We start from the raw sequence: 25,760 nt of genomic DNA, 5'->3' as shown, positions 1-25,760 counted from the left end.
TGGATTTCATCAGCATCTCCCGTCTTCGGGTCAACCGTCGTGCGACGATCGTCGAAGCGTTTCGACATTATTTCGACTACCTGTCCGGCAGTCGATGGGCCGCCAAAGAATAGATGCACACCCATCGATCGGCAAACGGTGCGGGTGGCTGGTTGTGGGTGCGGCCGTCGGGTGGTGTCGGGTCGGGGGTGGTCGTCGGGCGACCCACGCGGCAGCGCCCCGCCGTGGGACGCCGGATCGTGGGCGACGGGCGGGTGCGCCCCCGTGCCGCCCGGTCGGTGCGCGCGTGCCTGTGGCCACCTCGACGCCCCGCCCGTGACCGATGCCGGCCGTGCGGCGGGCGTCCCGTCCGGCGGTGGCGTCACCGACACCCCTATTGATCATAGTGAATTGTTGAAAGTGTCTTCCGGTGGGAAGGAAAGTCTGGTCGCGACTTTCCGAAATGTGTAGAGTGAGCGCAGCGCCGCCCCGGCCGACATCCGGCCGCCCGGGGCACGAGCATCTCGGACAGGCTGGGGAGGGCCCGCCACCGGCGGAGCCGCTTCCCGATTGCCGCGCGCCAGCAGCGGGCTGCGGTCATCCATCAGGGCGGGCGATCGTCCCCGGTTACGGACGGCACCAGCGTCCACAAGGGAGGGTCACCCTTCCCCGGCCATCGGTGAGTCGCGTTGAGGCGAAAGGGAGGAGACAGATGTCCACGGAGGACGGCTCGTTACGGACCCGACGCGGCTTCCTGGGAATGGGGGTGGGGCTGCTCGGAGCTGCCGGCCTCGCCGCCTGCGGAGGAAGTGGACCGTCGACGCCCAAGGCACAGGCCGAGGTCCCGCAGGAACTCGTCGACGCCGCGGCGGCGTTGAAGGGCTCCTCGATGGGGATGCTGTCGCAGAAGCTGTACTCGGAGGCGGCGAACGCGGCCCTGGACAGCTCGATCCGGAAGTTCGCCGACACCACCGGCACGAAGATCGGAAACAGTCTGGTGCAGGCCGACGCCGGTGACGTCGTCGCCAAGATCGACGCCGAGGTCAAGGGTGGCGTCGCGCGTGACCTCGCGTTCATGACCGACTCGCGGTTCGTCGCCCAGTTCCAGGCGCTCGGCGACCTGGAGGACGTGACGGACGTCGTGCAGGCGCTGACCGCGAAGTACGGCGAACCCACCGCCGAGTCCAAGAACTTCTGCGTCTTCGACGGCAGGTGGTACGCCATCCCGTACCACTTCATCGGGATCGGGTCGTTCCTGCGCAAGGACTGGATGCAGGACAAGGGCATCACCCCGAAGGACAGCTACACCTGGGAGGAACTGCGGGACCTCTGCCTGGCCATCTCCGACCCCGGCAAGCGGCGGTTCGGCTGGGGCATGACCGTGAACCGCTCCGGTGACGCCAACGGCATGATCGAGGCCCTGATCAACTCCTACGGCGGGGCGATCGCCTCCAACGACGGCCGGAAGGTCACCTTCGACTCTCCCGAGACCGTCCAGGCGGTCACCTTCCTCGGCGACATCTACACCAACCCGAAGTACAAGCCGATGCTGCCGCCGGGGGTCGCCGCCTGGACCGACTCCAGCAACAACGAGAACTGGCTCGCCGGCATCCTCGGCTACACCCGCAACCAGTTCAGCGTCTACGCCGACTCCAAGACCAAAAAGAACCCGGTCTACGAACGCACCCACGTCTTCCCCGACTGCACCGGCCCGGCCACCGACACCTCCCTGCTGCTGGGACAGTCCCAGTGCTTCGTCATCTTCAAGGGTGCCAAGAACGCCGACCTCGCCAAGCTGCTGACGCAGTACCTGGTCAGCGCGCCCGCCCTCGTCGGCGTGGCGAAGGAGGCACCGGGGCTGGCCCTGCCGGCCTGGGACCGGGTCTGGGACGCCGACCCGTTCTTCACCAGCGGCGACCCGGCGTTCCCCATCATGCGCAGGATCACCCAGCAGAAACTGCCGCTGTCGACGAAGAACGGCCTGGACTTCCCGCAGCAGGCCAGCGCCGGGCAGCAGGCCGCCGTGGGCGCCTACGTGCTGACCGACATGATGCAGCAGGTCATCCAGGGCACCCCGCCCGCGCAGGCCGTGCAGGCCGCCCACGCCAAGATGGTGCAGATCTTCACCCAGCAGGGTCTGCCGCAGTGACGTCGGTCCGCCCGGCGTCGGCCCCGGCGTCAGGAGGATCCCGACGGCGCAAGCCCGCCGCCCGCCCCGCGACCCGACGACGGCTCGGCCGCGACTGGCGGCTGGCGGCGCTGTTCCTGGCCCCCACGGCCGTGCTCGTCGGCGCCCTCGTGCTCGTCCCGATCGGTTGGGCGGTCGTCACCAGCACCACCGAACGGCACGGCCAGCACAGCGTGTTCGTCGGTCTGGCCAACTACCTCGCTCTGACCGACGACGAGCAGTTCCACACCGGCGTGGTGAACTCGTTCGTCTTCACCGCGTACGCCGAGGTGTTCAAGGTGGTGCTGGGCCTGTCCGCGGCCCTGCTGCTGCACCACCGACGCCGGGGGCGGGCCGTGCTGGCCGGCCTGCTCCTGCTGCCGTGGGTGGTGCCGACGGTCGTCACCGCGTTCAGTTGGCGCTCGCTGCTCGACCCGATCTTCGGCAGCGTCAACCTGCTCCTCACCGAGTCGGGGATCGGGCCGCTGCTGGTCGACGCGCACCTGGTCGACAGTTGGCCGGCGGGCTGGCTGTCCGAGCCGTCCCTGGCCATGCCATCGGTGATCATGGTCAACGTGTGGAAGGGGGTGCCGTTCTTCACCGTCGCCTTCCTCGCCGGGTTGAAGGCCATCCCCGCCGACCTCTACGAGGCGGCGACCGTCGACGGGGCGTCGGCATGGCGGCGGTTCGTCCACGTGACGCTGCCCGGACTGCGTCACGTCATCACCGTGACGGTCACCCTGTCGTCGATCTGGACGTTCAACAACTTCGACCTCATCTGGTTGCTGACCCAGGGTGGCCCCGGCGACGCGACCGCGCCGTACGTGCTGGTCGCGTACTCCAAGGCGATCCTCCAACTCCAGTACGGCGCGGGAGCGGCAGTCACGCTCGTCATGCTGCCGGTCATCGGCGTGCTGGTGTACGTGCTGGTCCGGCTGCTGCGGCGGGACGCCGACAGCACGCCCACCCGACCCGCCGGGCCGGTACGCCGGGCGCTGCCGTGGGCCGCCGCCGTGGTGGTCACCGGTGCGCTGGCCTGGGCGTCACCCCACATCATGTGGAAGGCGGCGCTGATCCTCGGAGTGGTCCTGCTGGTCGTGGCGGCGGTCGGCCGGGTCCTCTCGGCGTTGCAGTCGTGGGGACGACGCAGGACGTCCGCCCTGGTGTCGGGCCTGGCCTCCGGCCTCGCCCTGGCCGCGCTGCTCTTCTTCGTCCTGGCCCCGCTGTACTGGATCGTCGTCACGGCCTTCAAGTCCGACGGCCAGATCGTCCTACACGAGCACGACCTGTGGCCCACACCATGGACCATGCAACAGTTCACCGACCTGTTCACCACCAAACCGTTCGGCCGCTGGTACCTCAACACGGTGCTGGTGTCCGTGGCGTCCACCGTGGTGGCGCTGGTCTGCGCCGCCCTGGCCGGCTACGCGCTGGCCCGGCTGCGGTTCCGCGGGGCACAGGGCTTCACCGTCACGGTCCTGGTCACCTACGTGATGCCCGGCGCGCTGCTGTTCATCCCGCTGTACCAACTGCTCATCGGGGCCCGGCTCACCGACTCGCTGTGGTCGCTGGTGGTGACGTACCCAACCTTCACGCTGCCGTTCGCCACCTGGCTGCTGGCGGGATACTTCGCGTCGATCCCGATCGAGTTGGAGGAGGCCGCGCTGGTCGACGGCTGCACCCGGCTCCAGGCGTTCGGGCGGGTGGTGCTGCCCCTGGCCAAGCCGGGACTGCTGGCGGTCGCCCTGTTCACCCTGACCAACGCCTGGAACGAGTTCCTCTTCGCCTTCGTGTTCATCACCAAGGACGAGTACAAGACCCTCCCCGTGGGCATGCAGTCGATGATCACCGGTGACGTCGTGCCGCAGGGGCAACTCGCCGCCGCGTCACTGCTGGTCAGCATCCCCGTGGTGATCATGTACGCCTTCGGGCAGCGGTTCCTCACCGAGGGTCTCACCGCCGGAGCGGTGAAGGGCTGACCCCGCCACCGGGGCGGTCACCGTCGACCTGGCGGACCGGTGCGGCGTCGACCGGGTCTGTCGGCATGTTGACACCGGCGTCACCCTGCCGGCCGGCACCCGCCGTGACCTCGGCCGACGCCCTGCGGGCCCGGTGCCGCGACCGCGCGGCTGCGGGCGTGGGCGTGGGACAGTTCTGGTCGTTCGGCCGGACCACCCGGCGACGACCGCTGACCGCAACGTTCATCAGAAGCTGGGGAATCAGAGCATGAGTGCCGACTCAGACTGGGGCGACTTCCTGACCGCCGACACGCCGATCGGGGACACCACCCTGACCGAGGCGGTGGCGGCGCTTCCGGAACCGTCGGCATCCATAGTGGAGAGCGAGATCAGCGGCGCGGTCGCCGACCAGGACTGGTCGAGCTGGCACGCGGACAGCGGTGACGACTGGGCCGACTCCGCGCAGGACTGGGCCGACTACGCCGTGGAGAACGCGGCGGCCGGCAACGTCGAGGTCGCCGAGAACGCCATGGCACGGGCGGCCGACCACGCGAGCATCGCCGAGGGCAACTACACGGTCTCCGACGAGTACTCCGACGCCGTCGCCGACCACATGGAGACCGCCGCCGCCGAGGTCGACTGGGCCACCAGCGGCACCGACGCCGCCACCTCCGGCTACGACGCCAGCGGCTACGACGCCAGCACGACGTATGACGCCAGCACGACGTATGACGCCAGCACGTCGTACGACACCTCGTACGACGCCGGGGGCTACGACGCGGCGTCCAGCTTCGACGCCGGCACCTCCTACGACGCAGCGGAATGAAGTGGGCTGACGCCGGTGGACCCGGCGCCGTGCCGCCGGCCGTCGCGGCCGGGCTGGAGCCCGGCCGGCTGGCGGCCGGCGTCCACCGTCGGCTCGGCGCCCCGCCCAGCGTGGCCCGCCAGCACCTGCTGCGCAGCATCCGCGACCTCGCCTTCGACCTGAAGACCGAGCAGCTCAGCCTCCTGGAGGCGGTACGCGGCTCCCGCCTGGGCGGGGTCACCCTCTCGCCGACGCAGGTGCCGGTGCTGCTGCGGGTCACCCTGGAGGCCGACGGCCCCGGCGTCCGGGTGGGCGTGCTGCTGGTCGACCGTTGGCCGGGCAGGCTGGGGCGGAACTGGGGTGTCACCTCGGTGTACGTCGGTCTCTTCGAGTCGGTGCTGAGCGCGTTCGATGCCGTGCTCGGCCGGCTCGACCCGACGGCTGCGGCCTCGTTCACCCCGTGGTGGCGGCAGACGGGCCCGGGTGACGTGGCGATGATGCAGCACGCCGCCGGCCTTGCCAACCGGGCGCAGGCGGCGCTCTCCCGGCACGCTGGCCGGCTGCTCGACGGCGAGTCGGCGCAGCGGCAGGCGGTGGTCGCCCGTACCGGCGGTGCGACCTTCACCTTCGAGACGGCCGACACCGTCGCCGAGGTCCCCGCCGAGTTGGCCGACGGCATGCTGATGGTCGGCACGCTGATCGTCAGCCGACCGGGCGGCATGCCGCCGAAGCTGGTCGGGCAGGTGCAGTCACTGGTGTTCCGGGTCGAGGAACGCCTCGCGGCGGGCGACACGGACCGGATCACCGTCGAGCCGGCGGACGTGCCGGCGGTGACCTTCCTGCACCAGCAGGCACGGCTGCGTGGCCTGCTGCCGGTACGGACCCTGCGCACCTGCACCACCTGCCGGTTGGAGAAGGTCGCCAACCCGGAGATGGAACGCATGCAGGAGCGCACCCGGCGCACCCGGGACCTGGCCAGCAGCATCAGCGGCCTCGTCACGCCCTACGTGCTCGCCGGCCGCCTGGTGCAGCTCAACAACAAGGGCCCCACGTTCGCCTGCCCCCGCTGCCAGGGGATGGACGCCGACGAGACGGTGGTGACCTACTGCCAGAAATGCGGTGACCGCCGCGCCGAGACCGCACTGCGTACCTGCCCGAAGTGCCAGTTCGACTTCCGCAGCCTGATCGGTGCGGAACCGGTCTGGCGGCCCCGGGCTGCCGCCGTACGGGCGCTCCCGGGACCGCAGCCCGACGGCCACCCGGCACCGGCGGCACGGCCCGTCACCCCCTCCGCGCCTGGTGTGCCGGGCGGGTCCGGCGCGGCCCGGCCCGTGGTCGGCGTGGCGGCTGCGCCACCGCCCGGCGGCGGTCCTTCCGTGGCCGGCGCCCCGGTTCCACCCGCCGCGGGAGCGCAGCGGCCGGGTGTGCCCCCAGCGTCACCGGCCCCGGAACGCCAGGCGGCCGGGCAACCCCGACCGGGCTACCGACCCGACCCGGAGGCGGAGCAGTGGCCCCGGCCACCGGGCTTCCCGCCCTGAGCCGGAACGTGACCCTGGCGTCCACCGTGCGCCCCGGACCCGGGGCGCACGGTGCGGCGGCGGCCGAACCCGCCGCAGCGCCGGTGACCCGGCGCGGTCAGGGTGGCGGCGGATGCGCTGTCACGGCCGGTGCCGCCGATCGGGATTCTCGGCGGGGCTGGCCGCGAGACCCACGGCGATCGCGTCCGGAAGTGGGTAGACGTGTTCGACGGGCAGGCGCGCCACCGCCGCCTGCTCGTCACCCCGGCGCAGCAGGTCCCGGATCTGCCCGACGGTGGCGGTGACGTCCTCGACCGCGACGATCCAGTCGTCGACGTACCGGTCGACCGCCTCGCCGGACAGCCCGACCTGCAACGACCGGTACGGCAACGCGGCCAGCCGCAGCGAACGCTCCGGATCCCACTGCACCCGGACCGGACTGGTCCGCAACTGCCGTGACCAGTTCTCCCGGTCGCCGTGCAGGTCACGGTCGTAGTGACTCAGGCAGGCCCGGCCCAGCGCCCACTCGAATCCCGCCCGCGTGATCTCGATGGACAGCACGCGCTCCTGGCCGGGCTTCGTGGCCCAGCCGCAGCGGTACATCATCCACAGGAACGACGGCTTGATCCACGTCATCCGCTCCCGTTTGAACGGGGCCACGAAACGACCGGCGGCCACCGCCGGCACCGCGATGTCCGGGGGGTACGCCTGGTACACGGTGACGGTCGTGGCCGAGTGGCGGGCACGGATCTGGCGTTCGGGAACGGACACCCGCCGATCCTCGACGATCAGGACCCGACCGGTCCACCCGGATTCCGCGCCGTCGACCCCATCGGGACGAGGGCCCGGGTTGCCCGCGCGGTGTTCACTGCAAGCAGGTGTCTGTCGACCCGGGAGGGTGCGTATGCGGCGATGGTGGCGGACGCTGAAACCCGCCGAGCAGGTGGTGGCGCTCGGCGCGCTGGTCACACTGGTCGTGGGTGTCATCGCGGCGGTGCCGGCGTACCTCACCGCCACCAAGGAGACACCGGCGGGGTCCGATTCTGCGGCCAACTCCACCCCACCGTCGGAACCGACGACGGGTCCACCCGGGACGCCGGAGCCGACCGACCCACCGACCCCACCGCCCACCCCCACGGCATCGACGACACCGAGCCCACCTCCCACCCGGACACCGCGTCCCACGGTCGCTCCGACCGTGACCAGGACGCCGACGGTGCGGTTCGCGATCACCAGCGCGACGGTGGTGCCGAACTGCTCGGACGTGTTCGGCACGGGGAACGAGCCGCCGGCCGGCCGCACCGCCGTGCTCTTCGTCCGCCCGGCCGGCGGGAGCTACTTCTACGAGCAGCCGCTGCACTTCCCCACCCCGCACAACTGGCGGGCCAAACGGGTCGTCGTCGGCGACGAGAGGTCGCCGGGACAGCGCTTCGAACTGCACGTCTTCCTCGTCAGCGACGCGTACGCCAGGGAACTCACGACGCACGACGGAACGCCCTACGCGGTGCCCGACGTGCCGGGCGAGCCGCTCACCTCGGCGGCGGTGACGCGCACCGACGAGATCGGCAACTGCTGACCCGGCCCGGGAGCGGACAGCGGCGACGCGGCCCCGCCGTCCGGGACGACGTCACCGTCCCCGGCTGCCGTCGTCCGGCCGGCGGCTGCGCGTCAGGAGGTAGCCGGCGTAGGCGGCCAGCGCCACGGCCGCCACCGTCGCCGACGGGCCGGCCAGCGCGCGGGCGCTCGCGCGGGAACCCATCGCGACCCCCGAGGAACGGTCGGCCAGCAACGACCAGCGGGACCGCCACGCCAGGGCCGACCCGACCGAGAGCGCCGACCCGATGGACAGCACCGATCCGGCGGAGCCGACGCTGCCGACGGAGGCGATCGACCCGACGCTGCCGATGGACAGCACCGAGCCCCGCGACCCGATCGACAGCACCGAGTCGGTGGACCACAACGACAGCCGTGACGATCCGGTAGAGGCCATGGGCGCATTGTGCCGTACCCCGGTCGCTCCCGATGGCCGATCGGACCCGTCCCGGCCGGAAGGCGGGGGACGGCGTGCCGCTAGGCGTCAGGTCGCGGCACCCACCAGTCACCCAGTGCTCCGTGGAGGACCAACAGGACGGCACCGAGCAGAACCGACGCGAGTATGCCGAGGCCGAAGCCGAGAACGCCCCGGTCCCGCGGGGCCGTCGGGTTCCGCGCGGCCACCGCCGCCGCGGACCGTGACCACGGCCGCTCCCGCGCCGTCCAGAGCAGCAGCCCGAGACCGTACGGGCAGAGGAAGATCAACCAGAACCAGTACCACCTGGTGCCCCGGACCGGCGTCGGGCCGGTGACCACGACGACGAGGGCGACGACGGCGAGCAGGACGCCGACTCCGCCGACGACGGATGCCGATGCGTCGAGGTCACCGGTGCGGTGTTCACCCCCGGCGGCCCGCAGTTCCTGCGCGATGCCGACGGCGCCGGGTCCGGAGTAGCGTTCCTGCTCGACGGCACCGGTGGTGGTCACCTGTCCGAACCGGTCGGTGTCCGTCCAGTGCACCCGGCCGTCGGACGTTCGCCACGCGAACAGCGGCCCGTGGCGGCCCGAGGCCCACAGGGTGGCAGAACCGAACCAGAGCGGGGAACGATCCACCTCCCACCGGTCACCCCACTGGTAGGCGACCACCCGGCCCGCGGCCACGTCCGCCCCGGCCCGGTCGTAGTCCTGCTGGCGCGGGGCGGTCCACCACGTCGTCGCTGCCCCGAGCAGCCACAGCAGGACCAGAGTGATCCGCACCGCACCCCACCACCGGCCGGACGCCACGTCGGGCACACCCTGACTCATGAGCGCAGTGTCCCAGCAGTGCGCCGGTCGCCGGTGTCGGGCGCGGTGCGGCCAGCGGAGTGACGACGAAGGTGGCGGTCAGGTTCTCGCGCGGCTCGAACCCGACAGGTCGTCCGGCGCGCACGAGCGCGAACGCCACCGGTGGTGCCCGGCCGGCCGGGCCGGGCACCACCGGCACCGGCTAGCCGACCGGGCGGACACCGGCGCTGCCCGGGAACGGCCCGGCCGTCGGGGTAGCCCCACTCCGGCGCCGGCCGGTCGCCGACCGGACCGCCGCCGTCGGGGTCACGGGGCGAACTCGCCGACGACGGTGTAGAGACCGGGGCTGGCCTGGGCGAGCGCGGCGGTCCGCCGGGCGTACTCGGCGGCCTCCGGGTCGGCCTGGGTGGCCCTGACGTCGTCGGCGTTGCGCCACCGGGCGACGTTGACGACACGGGTCCGGTCGAGGCTGGCGAGCAGGGTGACCGAGACGAAGCCGGGTCGCCGGGACACCACCTTCTCGGTGCCCTCGACCAGCAGGTCGATCACCTCCTGCTGTCGGGACGGGTCGACGTCGATGACGTTGACGAACGTGACGTGGTCGGACATCGTCTTCTCCTTCGTTCGCGCTCCCTACGGGCGGTGCCGCCTCGGCGGGCCGCACCCGACGCCGCACGGAGCTGCCGGGGGAGCGGACGGGACCGCCCGCTCGGTGAGGTAGACGACGTGGGTCGGTGAACTGTCAGGTGGTGCCCGGCGCGCCGGACGTGATCCGATAGTGGTGGGCGGCGCGCGGCGGTCGTTGTGCCGGCCCGGGGGAGGGAGCGGAGGTGCCGCAGGACGCCGGGCCGGGCCACCCGGGTTCGCCGGACCCGGTGACCCGCGAGCGTGCGGTGCTCCTGGGGCTCAGTTACCGCCTGCTCGGTTCGCTCGCCGACGCCGAGGATGCCGTGCAGGAGACCTACATCCGCTGGCACCGGCTCAGCGACGGGGAACGCCACGCCGTCGCCAACCCCCGAGCCTGGCTGATCAGGACCGCCGGCCGTATCGGGCTCGACATGCTCACCACGGCGCGGGCCCGCAGGGAGCAGTACGTCGGCGAGTGGCTTCCCGAACCCCTCCCGGCGACCGGGTGGAGCAGCCAGGAACCCTCGACGGTGGTCGACCCCGCCGACCGGGTGATCCTGGACGACTCGGTGTCGATGGCCCTGCTGGTGGTGTTGGAGGCGATGACCCCGGCCGAGCGGGTCGCGTTCGTGCTGCACGACGTGTTCCGGTTCACCTACCCGGAGATCGCCGGGATCGTCGGCCGTACCCCGGCCGCGTGCCGGCAACTCGCCTCGTCGGCGCGGCGTCGGGTCCGTGAGCAACGCCGTACTCCGGTGCGGCCGGCCGAGCACGCCGCGGTCGTGCGGGCGTTCCGGTCCGCCTGGCAGAGCGGCGACCTCGCCGCTCTGGTCGACGTGCTCGATCCGGCCGTCACCGCGACCACCGATGGTGGCGGCCTGGTCTCGGCTTCCGCCGTGCCGCTGCACGGGCCGCAGGCCGTCGCCGGTTTCCTGCTGGGCGTGTGGGACCGGCAGCCCGACCTGGTCGTCGACGAGGCGTCCGTCAACGGGGAGCCGGGGCTGGTCGCCACCGACCGGCTGGGCCGTGTCCTCGCCGTGCTCGCGCTCGCCGCGACCGGCGCCGGCCGGGTCGGGCACCTGTGGGTGGTCCGCAACCCCCGCAAGCTCGCCGGGTGGCGGCACGTTCCGGCCGGTCGGGGCCGCTGAGCGACGGCCCGGGCCGGCGGGGGACGGTGGCGTCGCCGGTGCAGCGCCCCGACCGTCACCCGCGCCGCGCCGACCGGGGCGTGATGGGACGGTGCCCGGTGGTGCGGCCGGCCCGGATGGGCCCGCCGTCAGGCCGGCTCGGGCACACCGCCCGGATCGCCGTCGTCGGGCATCGGCTCGACCGGGGCCTCCGGCAGCTCGCCGGGCGTGTCGGGAAGAAGCTCGCCGACGTCGTCCGGCACCGGCTCACGGGGGTCGAGGGGCGGGTACACGTCCGGGTCGAGGTCAGGATTTGTCATCGGACAATTATCCGGCACGACGGTCGGATGCGCCTGTCGGCGGCGACCGTGAGCCGGTGCCGTCGGGGTCCGGCCGGCGGTGCGGGCGGGGGCGGGGGCCCGGTGGCCCGGGGGAGCCCGGGCCACCGGGTCGGATCAGCTGGCGCCGGTGAGGGCGACCAGGGCGTTGGCGGTCTGGAAGTACGGGTTGCGGCCGAGGTCGCCCACGGTGGTGATGCCGAAGGCCTCCTTGAGCAGCTTGGCGTCGCCGTCGCTGACCCCGGCGAGGGCAGACACCGGGGCGTCGACGATCTCGGTGAGGGTCTTGTCCTGGTATGCCTTGTCGACCAGCTTGGTGAGGTCGGCGCTAGCGGGCATGCACACTCCTTGACTCTTGATCGGAAATTCCGACCATATACGTACTAACTACACGAATTAGATCATGGTTGCGCTACCCGATCCACGGTGGACCGGCGGGGGATCAGGCGTCCTCGTCGCCGCCCTCGTCCTCGTCGTCGAAGATCTCGTCGGCGATCATGCCGCCGGCGAAGCCGAGAGCCGCGCCACCGACCACACCGGCGGCGACCGCGCCCATGCCGGGCCCGTCGTGGTCGTGGTGCCCCTCCTTGTGGTGGCCGCCGGGATGCCCGTACCCCGCGTGCCCGTACGCGGGCTGCCCGTAAACAGGCTGCCCGTAGGCGGGTGCGCCGTAAGCCGGCGCGCCGTAGCCGGGCGGCGGGGGCGGCGGCGGCGGGTAGCCGGGCGTCCCGTAGGCAGGCGCGGGCGGGGCGTAGCCGTAACCGGCGTGCGGATCCTGCCGGCCGTCGACGGCCTGCCGGAGCCAGCCGTCGACCTGCGCGGTCCAGTCACCGTGCGCGTCACCGTGCGCGACGTGGTGCCGGCCGTACGAGTCGTGTCCACCGGTGAACAGCCCGCCGTGCTTGTCCAGCTCCAGCACGACGTCCACGCCGTGTTCGTCGGCGACGAAGGTCAGCTCGACCTCGGTGACGGCGTGGGCGTACTGCGGTGCCGCGTAGTACTCGATCTCCTGGTAGAACGGCAGCGTCTGGTGCAGCCCCGCGATGTGGCCCCGTTCGAGGTCGGCCGCCTTCACCGTGAAGCCGAGCCGGCCGAACGCCTCCAGGACGCGCTCCTGGGCGGGCAGCGGGTGCACGTACACCGGATCGAGGTCGCCCTTGTCGACCGCGCCCCGCACGGCCACCTCGGTACGCAGACCCATCGTCATGCCGGGCAGGTGCTGACCGTTCAGCTCGGTCACCGGCGTCTCCCACGGCACCGCCACCTGGAACGGCAGGCTGAGCTGCTGCCCCTCGCGCAGGAACAGGCCACCGGCGACCGGCACCCGGTGGAACTCCACGAACGCGTCGTACTCCTCCTCCGCGCCCTCCAGCTCCATCCGGGTGACCAGGCCGACGGTGATCTGGTCGATCTCCACGTCGTGGCTGCCGCCGGTCAGGTTCACCTGCCCGGTGAGCATCAGCCCCGGTCGGGTGCTCGGATTGGCCAGGACCGTATCGACGCTGGGGCCGCCCACGCCGAACGCGCCCAGCATCTTCGTGAACACCACGAACCTCTCCCTCGACGGCCGCCCGGCCCAGGATGTCCCGGGACCCGACGGAACTGCGCGAAACCGTTGTCCGACAACGACTCCAGCGGCATCCACAGTGGAATACCGCTGTGCCGGCACGCTAGCAACGAAACCTGGACGGTGGCTGAGTGAACCGGGACCCGTGGTCGTAGCCGTGAGTCACCGTCCGTGCGCCCGACGTCAACGTCCGACCCGATCCGGGCGCGCGACGGTCGATGTATGTACCGTGTGGACATACCGGCCGCCGGCCGACGCCGCAATCCCGCAGCATGATCGCGGTGCGGGGTGGTAGTGGAAAATATCCGACTATAGTGGCGGCGGTCACGTCACTGTGGCGGCGGGAAGGGTGGCGATGGAACGGCCGGAGTGGGCGCCAGCGGATGTCGATCTCAGCCGGCCGAGCGTGGCCCGAGCCTACGACTACTGGCTCGGTGGCTCGCACAACTTCGAGGTCGACCGGGAATTCGCCCGCCAGGCGCTGGCCGCGGTGCCCGACCTCCGCCTGGTCGCGCGGGCGAACCGGGAGTTCCTGCACCGCGCGGTGCGGTACATGCTCGACCAGGGCGTGCGGCAGTTCCTCGACATCGGGTCCGGCATTCCGACCGTCGGCAACGTGCACGAGATCGCCCAGCAGGTCGACCCGGACGCCCGGGTGGTCTATGTGGACATCGACCCGGTGGCCGTGACGCACAGCACGCACATCCTCGCCGGTCAGCCCAACGCGGTCGCCCTGCTCGAAGACCTCCGCCACCCGGAGGCCATCCTGGAGCACCCGGAGACCCGCCGGCTGCTGGATCTCGACCGGCCCGTCGGCCTGCTGCTCGTCTCGGTGGTGCACGCCGTCCCCGACGACGACGACCCGTACGGCCTGGTCAGGCGACTGTGGACGGCGCTGGCCCCCGGCAGTTGCGTGGCGATCAGCCACGTCACCACCGACAGCCGCCCGGACGAGATGGGCGAGGGCGCCCGGCTCAGCGGCCGGACCAACACGCCTGTCACCGCCCGCACCCGGGCCCAGGTGGAGGAGTTCTTCGACGGCCTCGACCTGGTGGAGCCCGGCGTGGTGTGGTCACCGCTGTGGCGTCCCGAGTCACCGGCCGAGGTCGGCGAGCACCCGGAGCGGATGAGCTTCTACGTCGGAGTCGGACGCCGCAGGTGAGCGATCGGCCCGACGCCGACGGCATCGACGACCGGCACCGGCCGGGCGTCGAGGAGTTCGTCACGGCGTGGGCCGCCGCCCTGCACCGGGCCCACTACGTGCCGATCAGCGCCGGGCAGCGGCACCGGATCGTCAGCGCGCTGGCCGACCGGCTGGTCACCGCGGTCCTCGCCGATCCGGTGCGGCCGGGCGAGGGCCAGCGGATCGGCGTCGATCTGGTGGCGGCCGGCTTCGGCTCGCCGGAGGCGCTCGGCGGGACGATCGCGGTCGTCGGCGCGCGACTGCTCACCGGGCTGGGCGTCGCCGCCGACCCGACCCGCGCCGCCCGGCTCAACGACCTGCTGGCGGATCTCGCGGCCGGCTTCGCGTCCGCCGCGCACGACCGCAGCCTGCGGGAGCAGGACGCGGTCCGGCTGGCCGCGTTGGCCGCCCGCACCCAGGCCGAGGAGGCGTTGCGGGTCAGCGAGGCCCGGTTCCGCCGCTTCGCCACCCACGACCAGCTGACCGGCCTGCCCAACCTGACCCGGTTCACCGAGGAACTGGGACGCCTCTGCTCCGTCGCCGTGCCGGTCGACCGGATCGGGGTCTGCTGCCTCGACGTCGACGACTTCGCCGCGGTCAACGACGTCCTCGGACACCAGGTGGGTGACCTCCTGCTCCGCGAGATCGCCCAGCGGCTGGCCACCCTCACCGACCCGCGGATCGAGCTGGTGGCACGGCTGGACAGCGACCGGTTCGCGATCCTGGTCCGCGACACCACCTGCGCCGAGGACGCCATCAAGATCGCCGACCGGGCCCTGGCCACGCTCGTCGCCCCGTTCCGCGTCAACGGCACCGAAGTGCCCCTGACGGCGAGCGCGGGAGTGGCCGAGGGCACCGTCGCCGATGACGGCGCCACCCTGCTGCGCGACAGTGAGATCGCGCTGCACTGGGCCAAGGCCGACGGGAAGGCCATCCTGCGCCGCTTCGACCAGGACCGTAGCGCCGCCGACGCGGCACGCTACCGGCTGTCGGCGGCCATGCCGGCGGCGCTGCACCGTGGCGAGTTCACCGCCGCCTACCAGCCCATCGCCGCGCTGCGCTCCGGGCGGCTGGCCGGCGTGGAGGCGCTGGCCCGTTGGCGGCACCCCCGGCTCGGTCTGCTGACCGCCGCCCGGTTCATCGACCTCGCCGAACACACCGGCCTCGTGGTGGCGCTCGGCCGCCACCTGCTGGAGCAGGCGTGCCGGCAGGCCAGCGAGTGGCAGCGGGTCCAACCCGGGCTGTACGTGAGCGTGAACGTGTCGGTACGCCAACTCCGCCGCAACGGCCTGGCCGGGGAGGTGGCGCAGATCCTGGACCGGACGGGCCTGCCGCCCCACCTGCTCCAACTGGAGGTCACCGAACAGGCCGTGATCGACCTGACCGGCGTGGTGGCGGAATCCCTGGCGGCGCTGATGGCCCTCGGCGTCCGGATCGTCATCGACGACTTCGGCATCGGCTATGCGAACCTGGCCAACCTCCGCTCCCTGCCGCTGCACGGTCTCAAGCTCGATGCCAGCCTGACCCGTCCGTCGGCGCAGCCGGTCCGTCGGCCGGGGGCCCGCCGTCCCGGCACGGACGACGACTTCCTGCGTACCGTCGTGTCCCTCGGGCACCGGCTGGGCCTGGTCGTGACCGCCGAGGGCATCGAGACCGCCCAGCAGGCCCACCGGCTGGCCGCGACCGGCTGCGACAACGGACAGGGTTGGCACTTCGGTCGTCCGGTGCCGCCCGACGAGATCACCGCCGGGATCGTCGCTCAGCGCGACGGTGACGCGGTGTCCCGGGACACCGCCCTGCCGGCGTTCCCGGCGGCCCAGTAGCACTGACCTGCACCGGCACGGCAGGCGGCCCGTCGACCCGCTTCGGGCGGGTGCGTCAGGATGGGGGCAGCCCGACCCGGCGATGATGTGACGCCGGTCATACCAATCGGGGACCCGATCCGGTGCGGCCGTCGTCTTACCAGGTGTGAGGACAGACATGGAAGCGGACGACGAGGGTGAACTCGTACGCCGCGTCGCCCGTGGCGACCGACAGGCGTTCGACGAGCTCTACCGCCGTACCGCCCCGTGGTTGGAGGTGCGCCTACGGCGCCGCTGCGCCGACCCGGACGTGGTGGCCGAGGTGCTCCAGGACACCTACCTGGCGGTCTGGCGGGCGGCGGGCAGCTTCGCCGGCACCCGGGCGCGCACCGGCGGCGAGGCGCAGGGCAGCGCCGTGGGCTGGCTGTGGACCATCGCCGCGCACCGGCTGGTCGACGCGTTCCGCCGCCGCGCCCGCCGGGGTCAGGTGCCGCAGGTGGAGCTGATGCCGAGCACCGCCCCCGCCGCCGAGGACGAGGTGATGGCCGCCCGGATCGGCCAGGAACTGGAGCAGGCCCTGCTCACCCTGCCGCCCGCCGTCCGGGCCGCCCTGCGGGCCACGGTCCTCGACGGGCTCTCGGCGCGCGAGGCGTCGGTGCTGCTCGGCGTACCGGAAAACACGGTGAAGTCCCGCGTCCGCCGGGCCCGGGTCGCCCTACGGGAGGCGCTGTCATGACCACCCACCCCAGTCTGACCCAGATCGACCGGTACGCCACCGGCGATCCCGGCCTCGACGAGGCAAGCGTCTGGGCGATCGAGGTGCACCTCGAAGACTGCGCCGACTGCCGGGCCCGCCTGGCGGGCAGCACCACGGCGCAGAGTCGGGCCGTGATCGACCTGGTCGCCACGGCCCTCGACCGGGAGATCGCGGCCACGCCGGCTCCCGCCGGCCGCAGCCGGTCCTGGTCGGTGGCCCGGCACCGCTGGTTCGTCGGCACCCTGTTGCCCTGGCTGGTCATGACGGTGACGGTGCTCGGCTGTGCCGCGCTGCTCGGCGCGCTGTGGGTCGGCCTGCCCTCGGTGGTGCTGCTGATCGCGCCCCTGGCGCCGCTGCCCGGCGTGGCGGCTGCCTGGCACCGCCGGGCCGATCCGGCCTGGGAACTGATCGCGGCCACGCCCGCCGCCGGCCTGACGATGCTGCTGCGGCGCACCGCTGCGGTGCTGGCGTTCGTCATCCCCGCGCTCGCGGTGGTCGGCGCCGGCACCGGGACGTCGTTGGCGCTGCTGCTGCTGCCCTGCCTGGCGTTCACCGCAGCCACCCTGCTGCTGGGTACCCTGGTCGGCGTACGCCGCGCCGCGCTCGGTCTCATCACGGCCTGGACGCTCGCGGTGATCGCCCCCAGCCTCGTCGCCGCCCGGATGCCGGTGGTGCTGTCGGCCGACAGCGCCCGCACCTGGGCCCTGGTCACGGCCGCCCTGACCGTCATGGCCCTGCTCCGGGCCGACGGGTTCCGGCGGCTCTCCCACCGCGACTGACCCCACCTGTGACCCCGCGGTACGGCCACCCGGCCGGACCGCCACCCTGCCCTGGCAATTATCGAAGGAGACAGCGACGATGCGTGCGGTGAGCGCGGTCGAAACGACCACCACCACCCATCCCTGGGCGATCCACACCGAAGGCCTCCAGGTCCGGGCCGGCCGGTACCTCGCCGTCAACGGCCTCGACCTGGCCCTGCCCACCGGCGTGCACGGGCTGCTCGGCCCCAACGGCGCGGGCAAGACCACGCTGATGCGCGCCCTGGCGACCGTCGTGCCCCCGGCCGGTGGCCGGTTGACGCTGCTGGGGCACCCCGTCGACGGCCGCTCCGAGCTGCGGGCGGTCCGCCGTGCCCTGGGCTACCTGCCGCAGCACTTCGGCTACTACCCCCGGTTCACCGTGCGGGAGTTCGTCGCCTACCTGGCCTGGCTCAAGGAGATGCCCAAGGCGGGCGTCGCCGCAGCGGTGCAGCGGGCCATCGACCGGGTCGGGCTCACCGCCAAGGCCGACGCCCGGATGAAGACCCTCTCCGGCGGCATGCTGCGCCGGGCCGGCATCGCCCAGGCCATCGTCAACGACCCACGGCTCCTGCTGCTCGACGAGCCGACCGTCGGTCTCGACCCGGAACAACGGCTCGACTTCCGGGAACTGCTGCGCGACCTCGGCACCGACACCTGCGTGCTGGTCTCCACCCACCTGGTCGAGGACGTGGTGGCGGCCTGCACCGACGTCGTCCTGGTCAACGAGGGCCGCCTGGTGTGGCAGGGCACCCCCGAGGTACTGGCCGCGCAGGGCGACGCCGGCCACGCCGGTGACAGCCCGGCCGAGCGGGGCTACTCCGCGCTGCTGCGTCAGCACCGTGCGGAGGCCACCCGATGAGCGGGCGAACCGTCGATGTGCACACCGCCGCCGCCCGGCGGCCCGAGGGGAAGCGGGGTGCCCGCGTGGGCGTCACGGGGATCGAACTGCGCCGCTCCGCCGCGCTCGGCGCCGCGCTGATCACGGTGGTGGTCGGGGTCGGGGCGCTGTACGTGGCGACCGGACGCTGGTCGACCGGCTGGATGGCCCTCGCCCTGGCCATCCGGGAGTACCTGCTCCTGCTCTGGCCGCTCGCCCTCGCGGCCGGAGCCTGGCAGGGCCGCCGGGAACACCGGGCGAAGGTCGGCGAACTGTTCGCCACCACCGCCCGGCCCCACCCCGCCCGGATGCTGCCGGTGCTCGGCACGATGGCCCTCACCCTCGCGGTCGCCTACCTGGTGGTGACCGCGGCGGGCATCGCCTGGATCGTCACCACCGCCTCGTACCTGCCGCTGCTGAACTTCGTCGTTGTCACCGCCGTCGGCGCGCTGTCACTGGTCGCCGCGGCGTGGCTCGGACTGGGCATCGGGCGGCTGCTGCCCGCCCTGGTGACCGCCCCGGCGCTGGCGGTGGGCGGCGTGCTGCTGGTCTTCTTCGCCACCATCTCGCCCCCGGAGCGGCTGGCTGCGGCGATTTCCCCGGCGCACGGCTCCGGCGGCTTCCACGACTACCAGACGATCGACAACCGGGTCAGCGGCGCACTGGCGATCTCGATGATCACGCTCGCCTTCACCGGGCTGCTGTTGTTCGTCGCCGACGGTTGGCGGGCCCGGGTGATGGCGGTGCTCCCGGTGCTGCTCGGGGTCGCGGTAGCGACGGCGCTCCTCCCCACCGACCGGGACGTGCTCACCTGGCCGGTCGACCCGGTCGCCAGGGAACTGGTGTGCACCAAGGACACCCCGACGGTGTGCGTCAGCCGGGTCCACGCCACCGTGCTCGACACGATCACCCCGCCGGCCCGGGAGGGCCTCGCGGCACTGGCGAAACTGCCGGGCGCGCCGACCGTCGTGCACGAGGACACCCACACGATCGGGTACCGCCGGGAGCAGCCGACCGTCCCGGACGGGGTCGTCACGGTCGAGGTCCGGATCGACAAGCGGGGCCGGCTCGCCCACCCCGACGTCGTGTTCCTGGAGGTCGTCAGAGGGTTGGGCGTCCCGTACGACGGCGACTGCCGCAACCGCAACGAGACCGTCGAACGGGCGGCGGCGTACTGGCTCATGGGCCGTGAGCCGCGCTCGGACGTCGGGCTGGTCCCCGGCATGATCGAGGAGGACCCGGCGATCACCACCGGGGCGAGGACCCTGTGGCAGGGCCTGCGGGCACTGCCCGAGGCGGAGGCGGTGGCCCGGGTCACGGCCGTCCGCGACGCCCTGCTGGCCTGCCGGGACCCCGAGGGGCTGCTGTCCGGGAGCACCAGGTGACCGGGATGCTGCTCTACCTGCGCTCCCGGCGCGTACCCCTGGCCCTGGCCGCGGCGGTCGGCGGCGCGGCGGTGATCTGGGCGCTGCACCTGACCTTCGCCGAGGACCGGGACGCCACCCCGCTGGTGGTCGTGCTGACCGTCCTGCTGATGGTCGCGGCGCTCGCCCCCACCCTCGCCGGCCCGGACGCGAACCTGGACCGGACGGCGTCACTGCGCTGGCCCTGGCGGCGCGGCGGGCACGTGCTCGCCGGCCTGGTGATCGTCGTCGCGGTGCTGCTGGCCACGCTGCACACCGCAGCCCGGTTCGGGCCGGCCGCGCTGGTGGCCCGCGACGCCGCCGGGCTGCTCGGCCTGACCGCGCTGTGCACGAGCGTGGTCGGCGCCGCGCGGTCATGGTTCCTGCCGGTGGGCTGGACCACCATCGCGGCCCTCTACCCGCAGGGCGGCGTCTGGGGAGCGGTCGCCACCTGGCAGGGCCAGCCGGCCGACAGCCGGGCCGCCACGGTGACGGCGGTGACGTTCGCCCTCGCCGGGCTGGTCGCCTACGCCTTCGGCGGCCCGGCCCGCACGGAGCCGTCGGAGTAGCGGCCCCGGCGGCGGGCGGGAACCGCTCCCGGGACCGACCGGGGGACGGCCGGCCGGGTGGTCGGGCGTCGCCCGGGTCAGCGCGACGACGCGGTGGCGGTGCAGGCCGGCGGGAGGTGGAACCAGCGCAGCGCCTCCACGCCGGCCGGTAGGCCGGTGGGCCCCTCGTCGACCTGGTCCCGGCGATCGGCCAGGATCGACCGCGCCTCGTGCAGGTAGCCGGTCAGGGCGTCCTCCCCGGCCTGCCGCCGGGGCGTCGGCTGTTCCCCGCCGGCCACCAGGCGGGCCAGGTCGGCCAGGCGCAACGACCGCCCCGGGCCCCGGTGGTGCTGCCACAGGCCGGTACGGGCGTCGAAGCGGTAGTCGGCCAGCAGCCGGTGCCCCTGCCGGGCGACCAGGTCGACGGCGTCGATCAGATAGTCGGCGACCCGCTCGGAGAGGAAGTAGCCGAAGGTGATCCGGGTCCAGCCGGGCTTGATCCCCTCCCACCCCCGGGCGATCTCCACCCGGAACGCGCGGGAACGTTCCTCGTCGATACCGAGCAGCCGGTGCCCGTACGGGCCCGCGCAGGAGCACCCGCCGCGCGCCTGGATGCCGAACAGGTCGTTGAGTAGCGCCACGACGAAGTTGTGGTGCAGCTGGCGGGCACCGTGGCGGATCTGCACCGACACGATGGGCAGCCGCCGCGCCCGGGTGTTGCCCAGCACCACGATCCCCGGGTTCGTCGACCAGCGGCGCAGCGCCCGCGACCACAGCCGTTCCTCCCGGTCGGCGATGACGTCGGTGCCGACGGACTGCTTGAGGGCGAACACCAGGCCCGCCCGGATCGACTCGACGATCGCCGGCGTGCCACCCTCCTCGCGGGCCACCGGATCGTCGAGGTACCGGTGCCCGAGCGGGTCGACGAACGCCACGGTGCCGCCCCCGGGGACCACCGGCACCCGGTTGCGCAGCACGTCCCGCCGCACCACCAGCACGCCCGGGGTCTGCGGGCCGCCGACGAACTTGTGCGGGGACAGGAAGACCGCGTCCTTGCCGTCCCCGACGCCCGGCGACGACTCGCCCATCCGGATCGGCACGTACGGGCCGGCGGCGGCGTAGTCCCAGCACGACAGCGCCCCGTGGGCGTGCAGCAACGCCGCGATCGCGTCGGTGTCGGACAGGATGCCGGTGACGTTGGAGGCGGCGGAGAAACTGCCGATCCGCAGCGGGCGGTCCGCGTACCGGGCCAGCCGCTCGGCCAGCTCGGCCCGGTCGATGTGCCCGTCGGCGTCCGCGCCGATGACGACCACGTCGGCGTACGTCTCCCGCCACGGCAGCTCGTTGGAGTGGTGCTCGTAGGGGCCAACGAAGACCACCGGGCGCTGCTGCGGTGCGATGCCGTCCAGCAGGCCGTGGCGGCGCGCCGGCCCGGCGGGCAGCCGCAGTTCGAGGACGCCCACCAGCTTGTCGACCGCCGCCGTGGCCCCCGCCCCACAGAAGATCACCGCGTGCTCGTCGCTGCCCCCGACGGCGTCGAGGATCGTCCGTCGGGCGTCCTCCCGCAGCCGCCCCGTCACCCGGCCGGTGGCGGAACTCTCGGTGTGGGTGTTGGCGTAGCGGGGGAGGACCCAGTCCCGGACGGTGTCCTCCACGAAGTCCAGCGCCCGACCGGAGGCGGTGTAGTCGGCGTAGGTGATCCGGCGTGGCCCGTACGGGCCTTCCAGCACCTCTCCCTCGCCGATCAGCCCGTCGCGGATCCGCGCCAGCAGCCGCTCTGTGTCCACCGTACCCATGTCGCGCTGCCTCCCCACCGCGGTGGCGACGGGGCGGGTCGACGGGTGTCGGCGAGCGTCGGTTCCCCGGTCGCCGTCCACAGTGTGCCCGACCGGGCGGCCCCACCGCTGCCCGCGTCCGCCTGGTGTCCGCGCCCGCGCGGGTGCGACGATCTCCACCGGCCCTGCCGACGATCCCGAGGAGAGCACGATGGCGACCGGTGCCGAGCTGGACGACTGCCGGCGGGTCGCCGAGGAGGCCGCCCGCCTCGGCGGCCGGGAACTGCTGCGACGCTTCGGCGACCACGGCCGCGTCGACTACAAGACCGCCCCCACCGACCTGGTCAGCGAGGCGGACCGGGCCAGCGAGACGCGCATCGTCGAGCTGCTGCGCGCCCGCCGCCCCGGCGACGGCATTCTCGCCGAGGAGGGCAGCGACCACGTCGGCGACTCCGGACTGCGCTGGGTGCTCGACCCCCTCGACGGCACCGTCAACTACGTCTCCGGGATACCGTTCTGGTGCGTCAGCGTCGCCTGCGAGCAGCAGACCCGACACGGGTGGCGGCCCGTCGTCGGGGTGGTCCACGACCCGGTCCACGACGAGACGTTCTGCGGCGTCCGGGGCGGCGGTGCGGTCCTCAACGGCACCCCGCTGACCCGGCGTGCCGGCATCCCGCTCGGCGAGGTCGTCCTCGCCGCCGGCTACGCCTACGACGTCGACCACCGCCGGGTGCAGGCGGCCGTGGTCACCGACCTGGCCGCCGACGTGCGCGGGGTACGGATGCTGGGCTCGACGGCGCTGGCGCTGGCCTGGATCGCGGCGGGCCGGTGCGACGCCTACGTCGAGGACCGCACGTTCCGTTGGGACTGGGCGGCCGGTCAGGTGATCGCCGTCGAGGCCGGCGTCGCGGTCGAGGTGAGCGGCAGCCGGGTGCTGGCCGCCCCGCCGGAGCTGATCGACGGTCTGCGTCCCCGGGTCGCGGCGCTGGGCTGACCCGCACCGGCGGCGGTGCCGGGGCGGGACGTCAACCAGCGCGTCAACCGGCGCCGAGGCAGACGAACGCCGCCGCCGTGGCTGCGGCGGTGCTGTCGCCGGAGGCGACGAAGTCCCGCTGGGCGTCGGCGAGGGCCTGCGCCGGGCGCAGCCCCGCCCGCATCCGTCGGTGCAGGTCCAGCATCAGCGCCGTGGTGGGGTCGGCGGGCACCGGCAGCACGGTGGCGACCAGGCAGCGGGTGCCCAGGCCGAGCAGCACGGCGGTGAAGCCCATCACCTCGTCGCCGGGGCGGACCCCGGTCAGCCCCGAGTCGCAGGCGGACAGCACCACACAGCCGGGCGGCCGGGCGACCCGCTCCCACTCGTAGGCGAACAGCGGGCCGTCGGCCAGCTCCAGGGTGGAGAACTGCGGATTGTCGGCGCGGAAGGTGCCGTGGGCGGCGATGTGGACCAGGCCGGCCCCGTCCAATGCCGCGGTCAACGCGTCGGCGGTGGCGTCCGCGCCGGTGAGCAGGGTCGCCCCCGGCAGCACCTGCGCGAGCCGGGCCACCTCCGCCTGACCCGCCGGCAGGCGCGGCCCGCAGGCCAGCACCGACGGCCCGGTCGGGTCTTCCCCGCCGTCCGCCCGCAGCCAGGCCGTGGCCGACGGGGCGATGGTCACGGCACGCCCGGCGCAGGTCGGCAGACCCGACCACGGCACCGCGTGCAGGGCCCCGACCGGCACGATCACCAGGGGGCGGTCGCCGAGGTGCCGGCGCAGCGGATCGAAGAGCTGCCGGTCCAGCGCGGCGGCGGCGTGCCCGGCCCCGGCCCGTGCGGTCGCCGTGTCGCCGGTGGTGACCAGCCGGCGCAGGGCGAACCGGTGCCACCGGGTCAGGTGCACCGCCTCGGCGAGCGGCCCGAGGTCGTGCAGGCTGGCCCGGCCGTCGCGGACCAGCACCGCGCGCAGCCGGTCGCCGTGGGCGACCAGCTCGACCAGCACCCGGGAGCCGAGCCGCCCGGCGAGCACGCCCACACCGGGCGGGTCCACCACACCGGTCCCCCCGGGCACCCGGCGGGCCAGGTCCCGGATGCGCTGTTCCAGCCGCGCCTGCCGACCACGCAGGGCGTGGGCCGGCCGACCCGCCAGCACCTCGTCCTCCAGCAGACTGCTGACCAGCCTGAGCTCGGTGAGCGCCGCGAACAGGTCCGGATCGTCAGGGGGCAGCGCCGGACGCATCCGCAGGGTGTTGGCCCGCCAGCGTTCGGCCCAGGCCAGGGTCCGGGCCGGGGCGCCGGCCCGCACCGCGATGTCGAGCCCCTCGGCGGCCAGTTCCCGACCGTACGTGCCGCTGTGCGCGCGTAGCTCCGTGGCGCCGAGCGACGTGCGGTGCCGGTCCAGCACCGCCAGCCCCCGTCGCAGCGCCCGGGCCGCCCCGGCGTCGTCACCGGTGAGCCGACGCGAGCGGGCCAGCGCGTACCAGCCCTGGGCGCGGCGGGAGGCGGTGCCCCGACGGCGGGCCTGCGCGGCCATGTCGAGCAGGGTCACGGCGCGGTCGACGCGACCCGAGGCGGCGGCCAGCAGGCCGGCCTCGAGGCGGGTGGTCAGCGCCGGCCCCGGCCAGCCGGTGGCGTCGAGTTCGTCGGCCGTCCGCACCATCGCGGTGAGCAGGGCCGCCGTCCGGGTGCCCCGGCGGAACTCCGCGCGCAGCTCGACGTGCCGGGCGAAGGCGGCCCAGGTGCGCCGGCCCTGACGCCGGAACCTGACCCGGGCCTGCGCGGCGGCGGCGGTCGCGGTGTCCAGGTCGTCGGCGAGCAGCGCGGCCCGGGCCTGGGCGAGCAGCGCCTCGGCGAGGTCCGAGGCCATGCCCCGGCGGTGCAGCTCCCGGACCGCTGCGGCGGCCACCTCGACCGCCTCGTCGAGCAGCGGCACCGACAGCAGCAGCTCGAACCGGTCCAGCAGCAGCGCCGGACGCGGGACGGCGAGCCGCCGGTACTCCTCGTCGACGTCGGCGAAACAGCGCAGCGCCACGGCGATCTCGCCGCGTTGCCCGGCGGCGATGCCGCTGTTCCACCTGGCGTCGGCCGCGGCGAGATCGAGCCCGAGCCGGTGGAAGACCGCCGCCGCCCGGGACAGGTCGTCGCCGGTGCCACCGGAGGAGCCCCGGTGTGCGTTGAGCAGGCCACGGTTGTTGCGGGCGCGGGCCTCCAACAGCGGATCGTTCTCGCGTTGGGCGATGTCGATGGCGATGCCGTAGTCGCGTACCGCCTCGGCGTAGCGCCCGCGGTAGTGCAGCACCACCCCCCGCTGCATCCGGGCCCGGCCGGCGTCGGCACCGGCGAGCTGGGGCAGCGCGGCGGTCACCGCCCGCAGCGCAGCCGCCGTACGGCCGGCGTTGGCCAGCACGTACCCGAGGCTCATCCGGGCCAGCGCCCGGGTCCGGGGGGTGCCGGACACCCGTACCGCCCGGCGCAGGTGGCGCAGCGCACCGGGCAGGTCGTTGAGCTCGCGCAGGGCCAGCCCGATGGCCCGCTCGGCGGTGGAGCGCTCGTCGTCGTCGGCGGTCTGGCTCGCGAGCACCCGCTGGGCGATGCTGATCGCCTCGGGTGGGAATCGCTGGACGGCGTCGAGTGCCGCCTGGGCCGCCGCGGCACCGCAAACGGTGCTGTCGGGCATGCCCTAGAGAGTCCACGACGAACAGCCGTGAGTCAACGCCGGGAATCCATCGCGGGAATGTCG

23 protein-coding genes are annotated in these 25,760 nt (G+C 73.5%); 14 read left to right on the top strand and 9 right to left on the bottom strand.

Annotation, left to right across the window (positions count from 1 at the left end):
• Positions 1–691: 691 nt before the first annotated feature.
• The 4 genes from ACWCHM_RS15305 to ACWCHM_RS15290 all read left to right on the top strand — a co-directional run bounded on the left by ACWCHM_RS15305 (position 692) and on the right by ACWCHM_RS15290 (position 6,447).
• Positions 692–2,128, top strand: a complete 1,437-nt coding sequence (locus tag ACWCHM_RS15305) for an extracellular solute-binding protein (RefSeq protein WP_281898480.1) — start codon at positions 692–694, stop codon at positions 2,126–2,128.
• Complete coding sequence (locus tag ACWCHM_RS15300; protein WP_454222850.1) at positions 2,125–4,125, top strand: ABC transporter permease; 2,001 nt, start codon at positions 2,125–2,127, stop codon at positions 4,123–4,125. Before ACWCHM_RS15305 ends, ACWCHM_RS15300 begins: the two co-directional genes overlap by 4 nt.
• Positions 4,126–4,372: 247 nt before the next feature.
• A complete protein-coding gene (locus tag ACWCHM_RS15295; protein WP_454222849.1) occupies positions 4,373–4,930 on the top strand; it encodes a hypothetical protein in 558 nt (185 codons plus the stop codon).
• Entirely contained in the window at positions 4,927–6,447 is a 1,521-nt protein-coding gene (locus ACWCHM_RS15290) for a hypothetical protein (RefSeq protein ID WP_454222848.1), read from the top strand. Before ACWCHM_RS15295 ends, ACWCHM_RS15290 begins: the two co-directional genes overlap by 4 nt.
• 120 nt (positions 6,448–6,567) lie before the next feature.
• On the opposite strand, the gene ACWCHM_RS15285 is transcribed toward ACWCHM_RS15290, so the two are convergent.
• Positions 6,568–7,197, bottom strand: a complete 630-nt coding sequence (locus ACWCHM_RS15285; protein WP_454222847.1) for a DUF4291 domain-containing protein — start codon at positions 7,195–7,197, stop codon at positions 6,568–6,570.
• Between the two features lie 133 nt (positions 7,198–7,330).
• Between ACWCHM_RS15285 and ACWCHM_RS15280 the strand changes: the two genes are divergently transcribed.
• Positions 7,331–8,002: a hypothetical protein gene (locus tag ACWCHM_RS15280; protein ID WP_454222846.1), complete on the top strand. Its 672-nt coding sequence runs from the start codon at positions 7,331–7,333 to the stop codon at positions 8,000–8,002.
• Positions 8,003–8,053: 51 nt separating this feature from the next.
• On the opposite strand, the gene ACWCHM_RS15275 is transcribed toward ACWCHM_RS15280, so the two are convergent.
• From ACWCHM_RS15275 to ACWCHM_RS15265, 3 genes are all read right to left on the bottom strand, one after another.
• Complete coding sequence (locus ACWCHM_RS15275) at positions 8,054–8,416, bottom strand: hypothetical protein (protein ID WP_450003861.1); 363 nt, start codon at positions 8,414–8,416, stop codon at positions 8,054–8,056.
• An 80-nt stretch (positions 8,417–8,496) separates the two neighbouring features.
• Complete coding sequence (locus ACWCHM_RS15270; RefSeq protein WP_454222845.1) at positions 8,497–9,264, bottom strand: hypothetical protein; 768 nt, start codon at positions 9,262–9,264, stop codon at positions 8,497–8,499.
• 285 nt (positions 9,265–9,549) lie between these two features.
• Complete coding sequence (locus tag ACWCHM_RS15265; RefSeq protein WP_454222843.1) at positions 9,550–9,852, bottom strand: antibiotic biosynthesis monooxygenase family protein; 303 nt, start codon at positions 9,850–9,852, stop codon at positions 9,550–9,552.
• 221 nt (positions 9,853–10,073) lie between these two features.
• Between ACWCHM_RS15265 and sigJ the strand changes: the two genes are divergently transcribed.
• A complete protein-coding gene (sigJ, locus tag ACWCHM_RS15260; RefSeq protein WP_454222841.1) occupies positions 10,074–11,018 on the top strand; it encodes an RNA polymerase sigma factor SigJ in 945 nt (314 codons plus the stop codon).
• Positions 11,019–11,146: 128 nt separating this feature from the next.
• Here the strand turns inward: sigJ and ACWCHM_RS15255 are convergent, their stop codons facing one another.
• The 3 genes from ACWCHM_RS15255 to ACWCHM_RS15245 form a co-directional block, all read right to left on the bottom strand.
• Positions 11,147–11,317, bottom strand: a complete 171-nt coding sequence (locus ACWCHM_RS15255) for a hypothetical protein (RefSeq protein ID WP_168222526.1) — start codon at positions 11,315–11,317, stop codon at positions 11,147–11,149.
• A 135-nt stretch (positions 11,318–11,452) separates the two neighbouring features.
• On the bottom strand, positions 11,453–11,674 hold the full coding sequence (locus ACWCHM_RS15250; RefSeq protein ID WP_204960926.1) for a hypothetical protein: 222 nt from the start codon (positions 11,672–11,674) through the stop codon (positions 11,453–11,455).
• 103 nt (positions 11,675–11,777) lie between these two features.
• Entirely contained in the window at positions 11,778–12,884 is a 1,107-nt protein-coding gene (locus tag ACWCHM_RS15245) for a sporulation protein (protein ID WP_454222840.1), read from the bottom strand.
• 373 nt (positions 12,885–13,257) lie between these two features.
• Between ACWCHM_RS15245 and ACWCHM_RS15240 the strand changes: the two genes are divergently transcribed.
• From ACWCHM_RS15240 to ACWCHM_RS15210, 7 genes are all read left to right on the top strand, one after another.
• A complete protein-coding gene (locus tag ACWCHM_RS15240) occupies positions 13,258–14,064 on the top strand; it encodes an SAM-dependent methyltransferase (protein ID WP_454222839.1) in 807 nt (268 codons plus the stop codon).
• The gene (locus tag ACWCHM_RS15235; protein WP_454222837.1) at positions 14,061–15,908 is read left to right on the top strand and encodes a putative bifunctional diguanylate cyclase/phosphodiesterase; all 1,848 of its coding nucleotides are present in this window, start codon (positions 14,061–14,063) and stop codon (positions 15,906–15,908) included. Before ACWCHM_RS15240 ends, ACWCHM_RS15235 begins: the two co-directional genes overlap by 4 nt.
• Before the next feature lie 157 nt (positions 15,909–16,065).
• Positions 16,066–16,623 (top strand): RNA polymerase sigma factor, encoded by a 558-nt coding sequence (locus ACWCHM_RS15230; protein ID WP_204960929.1) that lies wholly within the window; start codon positions 16,066–16,068, stop codon positions 16,621–16,623.
• On the top strand, positions 16,620–17,423 hold the full coding sequence (locus ACWCHM_RS15225; protein WP_281898461.1) for a cupin domain-containing protein: 804 nt from the start codon (positions 16,620–16,622) through the stop codon (positions 17,421–17,423). The genes ACWCHM_RS15230 and ACWCHM_RS15225 overlap by 4 nt, the downstream gene beginning before the upstream one ends.
• Before the next feature lie 79 nt (positions 17,424–17,502).
• Entirely contained in the window at positions 17,503–18,303 is an 801-nt protein-coding gene (locus ACWCHM_RS15220) for an ABC transporter ATP-binding protein (RefSeq protein WP_454222835.1), read from the top strand.
• Complete coding sequence (locus ACWCHM_RS15215; RefSeq protein WP_454222834.1) at positions 18,300–19,706, top strand: hypothetical protein; 1,407 nt, start codon at positions 18,300–18,302, stop codon at positions 19,704–19,706. Before ACWCHM_RS15220 ends, ACWCHM_RS15215 begins: the two co-directional genes overlap by 4 nt.
• A gap of 5 nt (positions 19,707–19,711) precedes the next feature.
• A complete protein-coding gene (locus ACWCHM_RS15210) occupies positions 19,712–20,293 on the top strand; it encodes a hypothetical protein (protein ID WP_454223085.1) in 582 nt (193 codons plus the stop codon).
• Positions 20,294–20,370: 77 nt separating this feature from the next.
• On the opposite strand, the gene ACWCHM_RS15205 is transcribed toward ACWCHM_RS15210, so the two are convergent.
• On the bottom strand, positions 20,371–22,068 hold the full coding sequence (locus ACWCHM_RS15205) for an aminotransferase class V-fold PLP-dependent enzyme (protein WP_454222833.1): 1,698 nt from the start codon (positions 22,066–22,068) through the stop codon (positions 20,371–20,373).
• Positions 22,069–22,258: 190 nt separating this feature from the next.
• Between ACWCHM_RS15205 and ACWCHM_RS15200 the strand changes: the two genes are divergently transcribed.
• The gene (locus ACWCHM_RS15200; RefSeq protein ID WP_281898458.1) at positions 22,259–23,041 is read left to right on the top strand and encodes an inositol monophosphatase family protein; all 783 of its coding nucleotides are present in this window, start codon (positions 22,259–22,261) and stop codon (positions 23,039–23,041) included.
• Positions 23,042–23,084: 43 nt separating this feature from the next.
• On the opposite strand, the gene ACWCHM_RS15195 is transcribed toward ACWCHM_RS15200, so the two are convergent.
• Complete coding sequence (locus ACWCHM_RS15195) at positions 23,085–25,697, bottom strand: CHAT domain-containing protein (RefSeq protein ID WP_454222831.1); 2,613 nt, start codon at positions 25,695–25,697, stop codon at positions 23,085–23,087.
• Positions 25,698–25,760: the final 63 nt, after the last annotated feature.

The sequence above is a fragment of the Micromonospora sp. SCSIO 07396 genome, from assembly GCF_053667945.1.
Note: the sequence above shows the minus strand (reverse complement) of the source record. Positions and strands in the feature narration are given on the sequence as shown.